This is a genomic window from Myxococcus sp. SDU36, from assembly GCF_030168875.1.
Classification (GTDB): domain Bacteria; phylum Myxococcota; class Myxococcia; order Myxococcales; family Myxococcaceae; genus Myxococcus; species Myxococcus vastator.
In genome coordinates, this window is sequence record NZ_CP077414.1 from 3,221,267 (window position 1) to 3,234,730 (window position 13,464).

The 13,464-nt window shown below is 68.5% G+C and carries 12 protein-coding genes; 5 read left to right on the forward strand and 7 right to left on the reverse strand.

Features of this window, described 5'->3' with window-relative positions; genetic code table 11:
- Window positions 1-32: 32 nt before the first annotated feature.
- Window positions 33-1,799 (forward strand): serine/threonine protein kinase, encoded by a 1,767-nt coding sequence (locus KGD87_RS12395; protein WP_284667657.1) that lies wholly within the window; start codon window positions 33-35, stop codon window positions 1,797-1,799.
- A 4-nt stretch (window positions 1,800-1,803) separates the two neighbouring features.
- Here the strand turns inward: KGD87_RS12395 and KGD87_RS12400 are convergent, their stop codons facing one another.
- Entirely contained in the window at window positions 1,804-2,271 is a 468-nt protein-coding gene (locus tag KGD87_RS12400; RefSeq protein WP_284667658.1) for an SRPBCC family protein, read from the reverse strand.
- Window positions 2,272-2,406: 135 nt separating this feature from the next.
- On the opposite strand from KGD87_RS12400, the gene KGD87_RS12405 reads away from it, so the two are divergent.
- Window positions 2,407-3,480, forward strand: a complete 1,074-nt coding sequence (locus KGD87_RS12405) for a hypothetical protein (RefSeq protein WP_284667659.1) — start codon at window positions 2,407-2,409, stop codon at window positions 3,478-3,480.
- Between the two features lie 10 nt (window positions 3,481-3,490).
- Here the strand turns inward: KGD87_RS12405 and KGD87_RS12410 are convergent, their stop codons facing one another.
- The 5 genes from KGD87_RS12410 to rfbB are packed head-to-tail and all read right to left on the reverse strand — an operon-like array spanning window position 3,491 to window position 8,304.
- On the reverse strand, window positions 3,491-4,924 hold the full coding sequence (locus KGD87_RS12410) for an MFS transporter (RefSeq protein WP_284667660.1): 1,434 nt from the start codon (window positions 4,922-4,924) through the stop codon (window positions 3,491-3,493).
- Window positions 4,925-4,927: 3 nt separating this feature from the next.
- Window positions 4,928-5,479, reverse strand: a complete 552-nt coding sequence (gene rfbC, locus KGD87_RS12415) for a dTDP-4-dehydrorhamnose 3,5-epimerase (RefSeq protein ID WP_284667661.1) — start codon at window positions 5,477-5,479, stop codon at window positions 4,928-4,930.
- The gene (gene rfbA / locus KGD87_RS12420; protein WP_284667662.1) at window positions 5,476-6,357 is read right to left on the reverse strand and encodes a glucose-1-phosphate thymidylyltransferase RfbA; all 882 of its coding nucleotides are present in this window, start codon (window positions 6,355-6,357) and stop codon (window positions 5,476-5,478) included. Before rfbA ends, rfbC begins: the two co-directional genes overlap by 4 nt.
- A gap of 15 nt (window positions 6,358-6,372) precedes the next feature.
- Window positions 6,373-7,275 (reverse strand): SDR family oxidoreductase, encoded by a 903-nt coding sequence (locus KGD87_RS12425; RefSeq protein ID WP_284667663.1) that lies wholly within the window; start codon window positions 7,273-7,275, stop codon window positions 6,373-6,375.
- A 3-nt stretch (window positions 7,276-7,278) separates the two neighbouring features.
- Complete coding sequence (gene rfbB, locus KGD87_RS12430) at window positions 7,279-8,304, reverse strand: dTDP-glucose 4,6-dehydratase (RefSeq protein WP_176423973.1); 1,026 nt, start codon at window positions 8,302-8,304, stop codon at window positions 7,279-7,281.
- A gap of 120 nt (window positions 8,305-8,424) precedes the next feature.
- Here rfbB and KGD87_RS12435 point away from each other — a divergent pair, with 120 nt between their 5' ends.
- From KGD87_RS12435 to KGD87_RS12445, 3 genes are all read left to right on the forward strand, one after another.
- Window positions 8,425-10,032, forward strand: coding sequence for a glycosyltransferase (locus KGD87_RS12435; protein ID WP_284667664.1), 1,608 nt, complete (start codon window positions 8,425-8,427; stop codon window positions 10,030-10,032).
- A complete protein-coding gene (locus KGD87_RS12440) occupies window positions 10,022-10,504 on the forward strand; it encodes a hypothetical protein (protein ID WP_284667665.1) in 483 nt (160 codons plus the stop codon). Before KGD87_RS12435 ends, KGD87_RS12440 begins: the two co-directional genes overlap by 11 nt.
- A 529-nt stretch (window positions 10,505-11,033) precedes the next feature.
- On the forward strand, window positions 11,034-13,220 hold the full coding sequence (locus tag KGD87_RS12445) for a glycosyltransferase (protein WP_284667666.1): 2,187 nt from the start codon (window positions 11,034-11,036) through the stop codon (window positions 13,218-13,220).
- 39 nt (window positions 13,221-13,259) lie between these two features.
- On the opposite strand, the gene KGD87_RS12450 is transcribed toward KGD87_RS12445, so the two are convergent.
- Window positions 13,260-13,421 carry a hypothetical protein gene (locus tag KGD87_RS12450; RefSeq protein ID WP_284667667.1) on the reverse strand — a complete coding sequence of 54 codons (162 nt, stop codon included), beginning with the start codon at window positions 13,419-13,421 and terminating at the stop codon, window positions 13,260-13,262.
- Window positions 13,422-13,464: the final 43 nt, after the last annotated feature.

The window sequence follows — 13,464 nt, forward strand, 5'->3', positions numbered from 1 at the left end:
GGCTCCCTCCCCTCCGGCCCTGCGAGGACACCATGTCGCTCTTCATCTGCCAGCGGTGCGAGGTCCAACATGAGAAGTGGGACGGCGCCTGTCCGGCCTGTGGTGGCACCGACCTGCTGACGGTGGCGCCGGCCGTGGACCGGATGCTCGGCCGCGTCGTGGCGGGCCGCTTCCGCATCCTCCGGCGCCTGGGCCAGGGCGGCATGGGTTCGGTGTACCTGGCCGAACAGGTGGGCATCGGCCAGCAGGTGGCGATGAAGTTCCTCAACAGCGGCCTGTCCATGGACCCGGACGTGGCCCGCCGCTTCCTCAACGAGGCCAAGAGCTACGCGCGGGTGGCCCACCCCAACGCGGTGACGCTGCACGACTTCGGGCAGGACGAGGAAGGCAGCCTCTACATCTCCATGGAGTACGTGGAGGGGAATGACCTCAAGAGCCTGCTCGCCACGGGTGGCCGGCTCGCGCTCGACGAGGCCGTGGACATCGTCCTCCAGGTGGCGGACGTGCTCGCCCATGCCCACGCGCGCCAGGTCATCCACCGCGACCTCAAGCCGGAGAACATCATGGTCCGGCAGGGCATGCGCGGCTGGCACGTGAAGGTGCTGGACTTCGGCATCGCCCGAATCACCGACGGCGCGACGCGGCTCACCCTCCAGGGCTCGGTGGCCGGCACGCCGCGCTACATGTCCCCCGAGCAGGCCATGGGCCTGGACGTGGACGCCCGCGCGGACGTGTACGCGGTGGGCATCGTCCTCTTCGAGCTGCTCACCGGCCAGCAGCCCTTCGACGGCACCAGCATCTCCGAAATCATGCAGAAGCAGGTCCACCAGCCCATGCCGCGCCTGGCGCAGGCGGTGGCGGACCTCCAGCACCCGGCCGTCGACGCCGTCATCCAGAAGGCCACCGCGAAGCGCCGCGAGGAGCGCCACGCCACCATGGAGGCCTTCGCGTCGGACCTGGTCAACGCGCTGCCCACGCTGACCAGCCGCCGCGCCGTCAGTGGCGTCAACCCCGCCGTCACTGGCGGCTCGGAGCCGGCGCGCCCGGCGACGCTCCTCTTCGGCGCGGAGGGCTCCGAGGCCACGCTGGTGCGCACCGCCCCGGCGGAGGCCGCGCCCGTGACGGGCACCCCGCCCATTCCCCTGACCCAGCCCGTCTCGGGCACCGGGCTCCGGGTGGGGCCGGAGGGCTTCAACAAGACAGCGCACGCGGCCTCTCCCTACGCGGAGCCGAAGCGCTCGAAGTCCGGCGCGGTGCTGGGGCTGGGCATCGCGGGCGTCCTGCTCCTGGGCGGCGTGGGCGTCGTGGCCTTCCGGGGCGGAAGCGGTGACGACGTGAAGGCTGGAACCCTGGTCCCGGTCAACGTCCCCGCGCGGCCCACGCCTCCCGAGGCCCCGCCCGCCGCGGACACGGGCGCGTCACCTCACGGCGCGACTGGAGCGGCGGAGGCGCCCCCAGACGACGTCGCGACCCGGCAGCTCAAGGTGCTCGCGGCGGGCCAGGCCATCGACATTGCCAATGACTTCAACGAGGGCCGGCTGGACAGCGCGATGAAGCGGCTGGCCCAGGCACGGAGCCTGGGGCTGGAAGCCGTGGAGCCCGAGCTGGCGACGCTCGCGAGCAAGGTGGAGGACGCCTCGAAGCGCATGGCGCGCGCCCGCGCCCTGGAGAACGACGGCAACTGCGAGCCGGCCATCGCGCTCTACCGCGCCCTGAAGCGCGACCATCCGCACCTCGTGGAGGCCCAGCGGGGCATCCGGCGCTGCCAGGAGATGCTGCCTCCAGAGGTGTCCGACTGAACGGTCAAGGTGCGGCCGGCACCTGCCCTGGCGCCAGCACGCGGATGAGGACGTCCATCATGGTGGCCCAGCCCTGCTCCGTCTGACGCGTGTACTCCGCCCACTTCGCGTCCATTTCATGCGTCAGCGTCAGCTCGCAGCCGGTGGCGCGCGGGGAGATTTCCACCGTCACTCGGCTGAGCGCGTCCTCCTCCTTGTCGATGTGCCAGGTGAACACGAGCCGCCGAGGCCGGTCGATTTCCAGGTACGTGCCCACGTGGTCGAGCTCCTCGCCGACCCGCCGCACGAAGAATGAGAACGTGCCGCCCACGCGCGCGTCGATGGCGAGCCGCAGCACCTCCTCGTCGCGGACCGACGCTCCTATCATCCACTGGCCCACCATCTCCGGATTGAGCCAGGCGTCGAACACCCGCTCGGGCGAGGCATCGAACTGTCGGGTGACGCGAACCTGGACGCTCTGCGCAGAGGACATGGGCTTCCTTCCGACGGCCGGAGAGGCCACTGCTAAACCATTTGGTTCAACATACTCCTGGACGTGGCCATGCACAACCGCCTGGTTGACCTTCGTCACGGGTGAGCCCACGACGTTTCTGGTAGAGCACAGGGCATGCCTCAGCGCCGCACCGTGCCAGACTTGGAGTCCATCCTCCGCGACCTTGGCTTGCGGGACTGGGAGCAGTTCACCCAGGCCCTCAAGACACTTCCCGCGGATGTCGACCCTGAGCTGGCGTCACGAGCCGCGTTGAGCCTCATCAACGGTGAGCCCGCAGCACTCTGGTCATTCGGACGTCACTGCCAGCAGCTTCCCGCCCCGGTCATCCGCGCGATTCTGAGCCGGCTCGAAGCCGACTCCCGGCCCCACGCCTACTTCCTGCGCGAGGCTGTCCCCCAAGAGGCACCCGACGCGGAGGTCCAAGCGACCTGGAAGGCCGCCCTCCTGGGACTGCTCGACCTGGAGACGACCTATGCCTGGGGCTCGAAGCAACGCAAAGCGAAGTTCCAGGCCCTGGCGAACAACGCGCCCTTGCTCCAGGCCATCCAGACCGCGGCCGTGGCCAGCGAACAGGTGTCACTGGACATGCTGGCCGTGCTGACAGTGGATGCATCGGACGCCTCGCTCGACGCGCTCATCCCCCACGTCGAGCGGGCCGTGCAGAGCCAGGGTTGGGAACTGGACCGCCTGGAGGACTTGCGCAAGCACGCGCGCGCCACACCCGCGATGGATGACCTCTTCGCGCGAATGCAGGCCTTACTCCACGCACGCCGCGCCCGCTCGCCCGCGCTCGACCTCGCACGGCACCTGGGCTTCAGTGAGCAAGACGCTTTCTGGTTCACGGCGTCATGGGGCGATGACATCGTCAGGAAGAACGGGGCGGTGGACTCAAGACACCGCTGCAACATCCAGATCGACAGCCGCGCACCTGTTTGGTTCCGGGTCAACCTGTCCAGGCGAGCGGATTTCAACTCGATGGACTGGGATAGGACGCGGTTCGACAACCAGAAGCTCCACGAGGACGTCCTCGGAGTCGGCGCCTGCGAGCCCCTGCAACTCCCTGCCTGGATTGCCCACGTGGCCAGACACCTCGGCACGAAATGGACTTTCAGCGGGGGCGCTTTGCGGACGAACCTCCGCGGCAAGAAGCGCGACCAGCTCGCGGAGTGGCTCCGCTCGGGCACATGAGCCGCCCGGCTCACCCCACCCTGCGGCCCCCGATGTGCGCCCCCGCGTTGGGCGACAGGCGACGGTAGAGCGGACCCGCCAGCGACGAGACGACGCCCACCGCGATGAACGGCAGCACGAAGCGGTCCGGCGTCAACGGCGCCTCGTCAGCACCGCGCGCCAGGTGCAGCATCAACCCGCCGAAGCTGATGCCCAGCCCCAGCGCCATCTGCATCGTCACCACGGACACCGTGGACGCGCTGCTCACCGTCTCCGGGGGGATGTCCGCATACGCCACGGTATTGGTCGCGGTGAACTGCAACGAGCGCATGAAACCACTGACGACGAGCACGCCAATGATGAGCGGAATCGGCGTGCTGCCCCGGAAGAAGGCCGGCAACGAGGTCAGGACGGCGGACGCCAGGTTGGCGAAGATGAGCGTCTGCCGGAAGCCGAAGCGCCGGATGATGGAGGGCGCCACCGACTTGCAGCTGAGCGCGCCCACTCCGCTGCCAATCATCACCAACCCCGCCTCCACGGGTGTCCAGCCCAGTCCGACCTGGAGCAGCAGCGGCAGCAGGAAGGGAGACGCCCCCAGGCCCATGCGCGTCAGGGTTCCGCCAATCATGCTGGCCCGGAAGGTGTCGATGCGCAGCAGCCGGAGGTTCAGCACGGGCCGCTCCACGCGCAGCGCGTGCCACACGAAGGCCCCCAGCGACGAGAGCGCGACCGCCGCGAGCCCCAGCTGCACCGGCAGCGGCATCAGCCCGATGCCCACCGTCTCCGCCGAGCCAATCAGCGTGGTGATGGCAACGGCCGCGAGCACGAAGCCGCGCGTGTCGAAGGGCCCCGGGTCCGGCTGGTGCAGCGGGGGCACGAAGCGCGCCACCGCGAGCATGCCCAGGATGCCCACGGGCACGTTGATGAAGAAAATCCACGGCCAGTCCGCGACGCCCAGGATGAGGCCCGCCAGCGGAGGCCCCACCAGCGGGCCCAGCAGCGCGGGCATCGTGAACCAGCTCAAGGCGGCCACCAGGCGCTCTCGCGGCGCCGAGCTCACCACGATGATGCGCCCCACGGGCGTCATCAGCGCGCCGCCCAACCCCTGGAGCGTGCGGAAGATGACCAACTGGGTCAGCGACTGGGAGAACCCGCAGAGCACCGAGCCCAGCAGGAACACGCTCATCGCGAACATGAAGACGCGGCGGGGTCCGAAGCGGTCCGCCACCCAACCGCTCGCGGGCGCGAGCACCGCCAACGCCAGGATGAAGGACGTCAGCGCCAGCTTCAGGTGGATGGGGTCGGTGTCGAACGCCAGCGACAGCCGAGGCAGCGCGGTGGACAGCGCGGTGGAGTCCACGAACTCCATGAACAGCGCGCTGGCCACCGCAATCGAGGCCAGCCGCGAGCCCCGGGGAGAATCTCCACCTGCGCCGGTGCTGCTGGAAGCCGGATGCTCAGGCACTGTTCAGCCCACGTACTCCGGAAGCAAGGGCGCGTCGCGGAGTCTCGGGGCCTGGGCGTCCTTGGGCGAAAGGAGCGGCTCGCTCACCGGCCAGGCAATCGACAGGTCCGGGTCATTCCACGCGACGCTCCGCTCCGTCTCCGGCGCGTAGAGCGCGGTGCACTTGTAGTGGAAGTCCGCGGAGTCACTCACCACGCAGAAGCCGTGGGCGAACCCCGGCGGAATCCAGAGCTGACGGCGGTTGTCCGCGGACAGCTCCACCGCCACCCACTGCCCGAAGGTGGGCGAGCCGCGCCGCACGTCCACCGCGACGTCGTATACGGCGCCCGCCAGCACCTGCACCAGCTTCCCCTGGGCCTGTGGCTCCTGGAAGTGCAGGCCCCGCAGCGTCCCCTTCGCCGAGCGCGAGTAGTTGTCCTGCACGAAGGGCCCGGGGATGCCCACGGCCGCGTACCGCGCCGCGTGGAACATCTCCATGAAGAAGCCGCGGTCATCACCGAAGACCTTGGGCTCCAGCAGCAGCACGTCCGGAAGCTCCAGCGGCGTCACCTTCACGAAACGGCTCCCCGGTTCTCCGCGAGCGCCCGCAGGTACTGGCCGTAGTCGTTCTTGAGCATGGGCTCGGCCAGCGTCAGCAACTGCTGCGCGCCGATGTACCCCATGCGGAACGCAATCTCCTCCGGGCACGCCACCTTGAGGCCCTGACGGCGCTCGATGATTTCGATGAAGTTCGACGCCTGCATCAGCGACTCGTGCGTGCCGGTGTCCAGCCACGCGTAGCCGCGCCCCATGAGCTCCACGTCGAGCTGGCCGCGTCGCAGGTACTCCGCGTTGACGTCGGTAATCTCCAACTCGCCCCGCTTGCTCGGCTTGAGGCCCGCGGCGATGTCCAGCACCTGGTTGTCGTAGAAGTACAGCCCGGTGACGGCGTAGTTCGACTTCGGCTTCAGCGGCTTCTCCTCCAGGCTCACCGCGCGGTTCCCGGCGTCCAGCTCCACCACGCCGTAGCGCTCCGGGTCCTTCACGTAGTACCCGAACACCGTCGCGCCCGAGGCACGCGACGCCGCGCGCTTCACCAGCTCGCTGAGGCCGTGGCCGTAGAAGATGTTGTCGCCCAGCACCAGCGACACGCTGTCGTCGCCCACGAACTCCCGGCCAATGACGAACGCCTGGGCCAGCCCCTCCGGCCTGGGCTGCTCCGCGTAGCTGAAGCGCATGCCCCACTGCTCGCCGCTGCCCAGCAGCTCTTGGAAGCGCGGCAGGTCCTGCGGCGTGGAGATGACCAGCACGTCCCGGATGCCCGCGAGCATCAGCGTGCTCAGCGGGTAGTAGATCATCGGCTTGTCATGCACGGGCAGCAGTTGCTTGCTGACCACGCGCGTCAGTGGGTACAGCCGCGTCCCCGAGCCACCGGCGAGGATGATGCCCTTCATGTCCACCTCGGCACGTCAGTGTCCCCGAGCCGCGAGCCAGGTCGCGTGGAAGCGCGACAAGGACTCCGCGAGCGCCAGGGGAGGAACGGAAAGTTCGGCACGAACCTTCTCGGTGCGCAGACCACTCTTCAGCGGGCGGGGGCTGGCGAGCTTCAGCTCCACCATGCGAGTGGGGACGATGAGGCTTGCGTCGAAGCCGAACACCTCGCACAGCGCACGGCCAAAGCCCACCCTGTCGATGACTGTTCCGCCGCAAGTGTTCCACACGCCCCCCAGCCGCCGCGTCCCCAGCTCCACCAACATGGCGGCCACGTTGTCCGCGAAGCTGGGTGACACAAGCTGGTCCTCGAAGAGGCGCACCTGCTGCCCCTTCTCCAGCGCCGTCACCAGCCAGGCGCCGAAGTTGAGCCGGCCCTCCACCGGAGGCCAGCCATACACCACGGCGGTGCGAGCAATGGCACAGCCAGGCGCGAGCACGCGCGCGGCCTGCTCACCCATGTGCTTCGTCACTGAGTATACGCCGCGAGGATTCGGAACCGCGTCCTCGCCATAGGGCCCGGCCTCGCCGTCGAAGACGTAGTCGGTGGACACGTGCACCAGGTGCGCACCGGTTTTGCGAGCGCTCCGCGCCACGGCGGCGGCGACGACGACGTTCCCCGCGTACGCGGCCTCCGGGTCCTTCTCGCAGGCATCCACCTCCGTCATGGAGGCGCAGTGGATGATCACCTCGGGCGCGGCGGCCTCCACCGCGGCGGCGACGTCCGCCTCGCGCGTGAGGTCCACGCTCACATAGCCATACTCTCCACCGGTGCGCCGGGCGCCGCGACCCAGCCCCACCACCGAGTGCCCGCCCTGGTGGAGCAAGGAACACACGCGGCTGCCCACCAATCCGTTGGACCCCGTGACGAGGAAGCGCATGGCTCAGGCCCTCCCCTGCAGGCGCGTACGGTACTGCGTTTCAAAGTACTGGCGATAGGCGCCGCTGGTGACGCGCTGCCACCACGCCGGGTGGTCGACGAACCAGCGCACGGTGTCCGCCAGGCCCTGCTCGAACGTGTGCGCGGGCGTCCAGCCCAGCTCCGCGCGAATCTTCGACGGGTCAATGGCGTAGCGCCGATCATGCCCCGGCCGGTCCTTCACGTACTGGATGAGCGACTCCGGCTTGCCCACGAGGCCCAGAATCGCCTTCACGATGTCGATGTTCCGCCGCTCCGCCCCGCCGCCGATGTTGTAGACCTCGCCGGCCCGGCCCTGCTCCAGCGCCAGCAGCAGCGCCTGGCAGTGGTCCTCCACGTGGAGCCAGTCGCGCACGTTGCCGCCGTCGCCGTACACGGGCAGCGGCTTGTCGTGCAGCGCGTTCACCACCATCAATGGAATCAGCTTCTCCGGGAACTGGTAGCGGCCGTAGTTGTTCGAGCAGCGCGTGACGACGACGTCCAGGTTGAACGTGTGGTGATACGCGAGCGCCACCAGGTCGGAGCTCGTCTTGCTGGCCGAGTACGGGCTGGAGGGCTGCAACGGCGAGGACTCGGTGAAGGCGCCCGTGGGCCCCAGCGAGCCGTAGACCTCGTCGGTGGACACCATGAGGAAGCGCTTCACGCCCCGGGCGCGGCTGGCCTCCAGGAGCTGCTGGGTGCCCAGCACGTTGGTGGTGACGAACACCTCCGGCCCGAGGATGGAGCGGTCGACGTGGCTCTCCGCCGCCAGGTGCATCACCGCGTCGATGGCGTGCACGGACAGCAGGTGCTCCACCAGCTCGCGGTTGCCGATGTCGCCCCGGATGAAGACGTGCTGGGGGTCGCCCTCCAGCTCGGACAGGTTCTCGAGGTTGCCGGCGTACGTGAGCTTGTCCAGGTTGACCACCGTCCAGGCGGGCCGCTCGCGGCGCAGGTACTTCACGAGGTTGGACCCGATGAAGCCACAGCCGCCTGTCACCAGTACGTTCATTGTCCCGTGGACCTCGTGCGCTCGGAGCGAGCGCCTGCGTATCGAAGGGGTCCACGACCGTCAAGGCGAGAGGGAGGCAAGGCTTGTGGGCGGCCCTGCACGGCGGTAAGGGAGCCGGTCGTGAGCGCTTCGCGACCCCCTCCCCGGCTCCCCGCCATCCACCAGGTGCTCCCCCGGCTGGCCTGGGGCGACGCCGTGGGCAACCAGGTGCGGTACCTCCAGGGCCTGCTGCGCCGCTGGGGGCATGCCTCCGACATCTACGCTGACGCCTGGGACGACGCCTGCAAGGACCAGGTCCGCCCGGTGAAGGAGTACGCGAGAGACGCGGGCCAGGACTCCCTCCTGCTCGTGCATCACAGCTTCGAGTCCCGGCTGGTGCCGCGCATCGCGCGGAGCCCGGGGCGCAAGGTGCTCGTCTATCACAACGTGACGCCCGCCCGGCTGTTCGAGGGCTTCGAGCGGAAGGTGGCCGCCGCGTGCGACGCCGCCCGCGACGAGCTGCTGGCCCTGAGGCCTCATGTCGAGGCGGCCTTCGCCTACTCGCGCTTCAGCGCCGAGGAGCTGGTGGCCGCGGGGTACCCGAACGTGGCGGTGCTGCCCTTCGCCATCGACTGGGCCGCGTTCGACACGGCGCCGGACGCGGCGCTGCAAGCCGAGCTGGACGACGGCATGTCCAACATCCTCTTCGTGGGGCGCGCGGTGCCCAGCAAGAAAGTGGATGACGTGCTGCGCGTCTTCACGGCGTACCAGCGGCTCTACCAGCCTCGCAGCCGGCTGGTCATCGCGGGGCAATTGCACCGTGACGGCCCCTACGGGGCCTATCTGCACGGACTGAAGGACGTGCTGGGCGCGGAGCGCGTCCTGTTCCTGGGCCGCGTCAGCGCCGCGCAGCTCTCCGCATGCTTCGCCACGGCATCCGCATACCTCTCCATGAGCCGCCACGAGGGCTTCGGCGTGCCGCTGCTGGAGGCCATGTACCGGGGCGTCCCCGTGGTGGCGTATGGCGCCGCCGCCGTGCCGGAGACGATGGGCGGCGCGGGGCTCGCCACGCTGTCGGACGAACCGCGAGAGGTCGCGGAGCTGCTCGCTACATTGGAGCGAAACGCGGACCTGCGAGGGCAGGTGCTCGCGGCGCAGCAAGAGCGGATTGCCTCGCTGTCGCAAGACGCCACCGCAGAGCAGGTGCATAAGGCCCTCCAGGAGGTTCTCGCCCGTCATCGCTCCGCCACCCAGGTCATTCACGGTGCCATGGACGTCGTCTGCCCCGCCTTCGCGGTGCGCCCCGATGCCCCAGCGTCGCGGCTCGCCGGCCTCATCGTGGAGCTGTTGCCCGGCGCCCGGCTTCTCGCCTTGAGACCCTTGGGCGCGGCCGGTTCGCGAGGACACGTCAGGCATGCCGCGACGTGCTTCACGCCGGACCAACCGGTAAGCCGGAATCCGGAGGCCCCCCTCCCGGGCTCGTCATCGCTGGAGACGGCCGTGCGCGCTTCAGGTGCGCGAGTGCTGTTGGTGGGCTTGGAGACAGCCTCCGCACGAACGCTGCTGCCTCGCGTCGCGAAGCGTGCCTGGGCCATTGCAACGCCCGGCATACCCTCCGAATTGCTCGCGCTGGTCCGCGAGCACTTGGAAGACAGGGTCATCATCGTGGAAGCCGCGGGGTCCGAGCCCACACGCGAGGAGCTACGTGCGGCCTTGGCGTCCAAGGGAGTCCTCACACATGCGTCCTGACGACATCATCACACATGCACCCACGGCCGATGTGGTGGCCCGTGAAACCGCGCGGCTCCCCGCGCCATCGCCCGAAGCGGAGGAGTCGCTCCGGCGGATACTGGAGGCCGCGACCCGGCCCTCCACGCCCACGCCCTGGCCCACGCTGCTCTTGGAAGCGCGCGGGAAGATGGACAGCCGCTCCGCGGAGCCGGCGACGTCCCACCGGGGCGGTCTCACCGGTATGGCGCTGGTGCTAGCCAAGCGCGCCTTCAGGTTCACCTTCCAGCCGTTCATCAACGAGCTCCTGCGCAAACAGGTGGAGTTCAACGAGTCCATCCTCGACGCGCTGGCAACACTCCATGACGTCCAGCGCGAGCAGAGCCGGGCCCAGGCCGCGTGGAGGAACGAGCAGGAACGTCGGATGGCCCAGCTCGAAGCCTCGGGCGCCCCACCTGCGAGCCGGCGGCGCTCGGCCAGGCGGGGCCGGTAGATGGCCACCACTGCGCGGTGACTCCCCCCCCTCGAACAGTGAAGCTTCCGGGCAATCTCTGGTAGCAATCATCAAGCGAATGCGCCCGCCCTCGAACCGCCGCTTAATGACAAAATGAGACTTCAGCTTGAGCAGTACCGAGATGAAGTAGCGGCACTTGAACTTCTTCGTGAGGGTCGGCGTCTCGCGATCCACGAGCCCGACCTCGGCAAACACGCGTGTGTTGTTGAAGGAGCCCTGCCAGCCGACAGCTTCCATGCAGACCAACTTCGCCTACCACTCCGACACAAGCTCCCGGCCAATGTGCCCACGGAAGACGCTTTCCCGCGCGTGCCAGCGCGCCGTCCAGGCCACGACACTGCGCGTGCCGGACCCGCCTCAACGGGTGCACGAAGGCCAACACCACCAGGGCCACCGGAACCAAGCCGGCAATCACCCAGAACAAGCGCTTCCAGCGAACCGGTGGTGCCGCGGGGGCATTCAGGCATAATCCCTCACCATTCTCGACTCTTCACTTCAGGTTCACGCCTTGCGCATCTGCCTCGTATCCCAAGAGCTCTCGCCATTTTTCGGTGGCGGCATCGGTACCTACGTCACCCTCATGAGTCAGTCGTTCGCGAACGCGGGCCACGAGGTCCACGTCGTCACGGCTGCCCACCAAGGACTGGAACGAGCGCCTGAGGCGCTTCCAGGCGTGCATGTGCATGCCGTCACGGAGCTGGAGCCCGGCTTCGAGAGCGCATTCTCCTTCCACCCGCTGCGGCACGCCATGGCCGCCTACACCACGCTGCTGGCCCTGCACGCGAAGCATCCCTTCGACTTCATCGAGTTCCCCGAGTACGGGGGCGAGGGGTACTTCGCCTTGCGAGCCCGCAAGACGCTGGGCCAGTTCGCCAACGCGGTGCTCGCCGTCCGCCTTCACACGCCCACCCATGAAGCCCAGCGATTCAACCGCGTCACTACGCTGGACATGGGAGTCGCCCAGAAGGAGTTCATTGAGGACACGTCCATCCGGGACGCGGACCTTGTGCTGTCCCCAACACACTCCCTCCTTGAACTCGTGAGAACCCGGTTGGGCCTTGGAGACCGAGGTGTGGTGGTGCCCCACCCCTTCGACACGCGGACCTTCGCCACGGCCACGCCGCGCCCACGGCCCGGACTGCCGCAAGTGCTGTACTTCGGGCGGTTCGAGTACCGGAAGGGCGTGCACCACCTCATCGAAGCCATGCAGTCGCTGTTCGAACGCGGACTGCACGCGGAAGTGCGACTCATCGGGGGAGACACGCAAACCGGTCCTTTTGGCCGCTCCATGCGCGAGTGGCTCGAGCGCCGCATCACCCCCAACTGGAAGCACCGCTTCCACTTCGAGTCCCCGCGCCCCCGAGCCGAGCTCGCCGCTGCCATCGCGGAGGCCACGGTGTGCTGCTTTCCATCGCGCTGGGAGAACTTCCCCAACGTCTGCCTGGAAGCCATGAGCACCGGAAGCCTGGTGGTGGGCAGTGATGCAGGCGGCATGGCGGAAGTCATCGAGGATGGCCGCAGTGGCCTGCTGTTCCGTACAGGAGACTCGGCCCACCTCGCGGAAGTGCTGGAGAAGGCCCTGACGACGCCATCGTTGCAACACGCCGTACGCGAGGCGGCTCCCGCGCGCATCGCCGCCTACTGCCAGCCCGCCAGCATCGTGCGGCAGGTCGAAGCCGCCATCGCGGCGCATCCCCCCATCCGCCCCGCCCTCGGCCCGGTCCCCATCGCACGCGCCGCCACGCCACGGGTCTCCATCCTGGTGCCCTACTACAACATGGGGCGCTACCTGCCGGAGACGCTGCGCGCCATCCGTGAACAGACCTTCGCGGATTACGAAATCATCCTGGTGGATGATGGCTCCACCGACCCGCACAGCCGCGCCCTGCTGGAGATTTTGAAGGCCCCCAATTTGCGCATCATCTCCAAGCAGAACGGCGGGCTCAGTTCGGCACGCAATGCGGGCCTGCGGGAAGCCCGGGGCCACTACGTCCTTCCCCTGGATCCGGACGACCTCATCCACCCCTCCTTCCTGGAGAAGGCGCTCGCCGTCATGGAGGGCTCACGCGAGCTCGCGTTCGTGACGTCGCTGGTATCCTACTTCGTCGACGACCCAGCCCGGAGCGTCGGCGGCTGGGCTCCCTGGGGCGTCGAACGCGATGTCCTCTGGGTGTTCAATGTGGCCTCCACTTGCACCGCGCTGATGGAGCGCCGGCACCTGGAGGAAGTCGGTGGCTATGACGAGTGGCTCACGGCCTATGAAGACTGGGATGTCTTTTGTTCGCTCGCCGAACGCGGCCTCACCGGGACGGTCATCCCGGAGCCGCTCTTCCACTATCGCCTGCGCCCCGACTCGATGACCCGCACCACGGTGGTCAACGACCGCTACGCGGTGATGGCGTACCTGTACCAGAAGCACCCCCAACTGGCCCTGCACCCGGACCGCGCCTTGCGCATCCTCCAGGGCGAGGCCCACAAGCAGCACCAGGCGGGCATCGTGGCGGCCCCGGCCGTGCCATTGCTGTACCGACTCGCGGACCAGTTGAATGAGGCGCTCAAGCAGCGGCTGGAACCCGTTCACCCGGCCTTGCGACTGACCGCGAAATGGCTCCTGGCCTCGCCGCCCGACGACTCACGGCCCCTGCGCTACCAGTTGATGGACCAGGTCCGGCGCATCAAGCGCCTCCGCGAATGAAGCGGGGACGCCGCGCACCCGTCAACGCCGGGCACCGCCTCAGGTGAGGGTCGCGTTCACGACGACCTTCACCGTGGAATGAATGTTCGGCATGGGCTCGAGGGCCTTGCTGAACATGTCGGCCAGCGCGCAGCGCGGAGGCAAACCCTCGCCTCCCTCCGGCGTCAGGCCCCCAGCGGCCTGCTTGAGCAGTTGATGCATGAAGGGAGCTCGTTTGAGGGTTCCATTCAGCGCCTCCACCAAC

What these genes read in the sequence shown, in the direction of transcription:
- rfbA (WP_284667662.1), bottom strand. Translation starts at nt 6,357, where the DNA reads ATGAAGGGCATCATCCTCGCCGGTGGCTCGGGGACGCGGCTGTACCCA.
- KGD87_RS12400 (WP_284667658.1), bottom strand. Translation starts at nt 2,271, where the DNA reads ATGTCCTCTGCGCAGAGCGTCCAGGTTCGCGTCACCCGACAGTTCGAT.
- KGD87_RS12405 (WP_284667659.1), top strand. Translation starts at nt 2,407, where the DNA reads ATGCCTCAGCGCCGCACCGTGCCAGACTTGGAGTCCATCCTCCGCGAC.
- KGD87_RS12425 (WP_284667663.1), bottom strand. Translation starts at nt 7,275, where the DNA reads ATGCGCTTCCTCGTCACGGGGTCCAACGGATTGGTGGGCAGCCGCGTG.
- KGD87_RS12395 (WP_284667657.1), top strand. Translation starts at nt 33, where the DNA reads ATGTCGCTCTTCATCTGCCAGCGGTGCGAGGTCCAACATGAGAAGTGG.
- KGD87_RS12450 (WP_284667667.1), bottom strand. Translation starts at nt 13,421, where the DNA reads ATGCATCAACTGCTCAAGCAGGCCGCTGGGGGCCTGACGCCGGAGGGA.
- KGD87_RS12440 (WP_284667665.1), top strand. Translation starts at nt 10,022, where the DNA reads ATGCGTCCTGACGACATCATCACACATGCACCCACGGCCGATGTGGTG.
- rfbB (WP_176423973.1), bottom strand. Translation starts at nt 8,304, where the DNA reads ATGAACGTACTGGTGACAGGCGGCTGTGGCTTCATCGGGTCCAACCTC.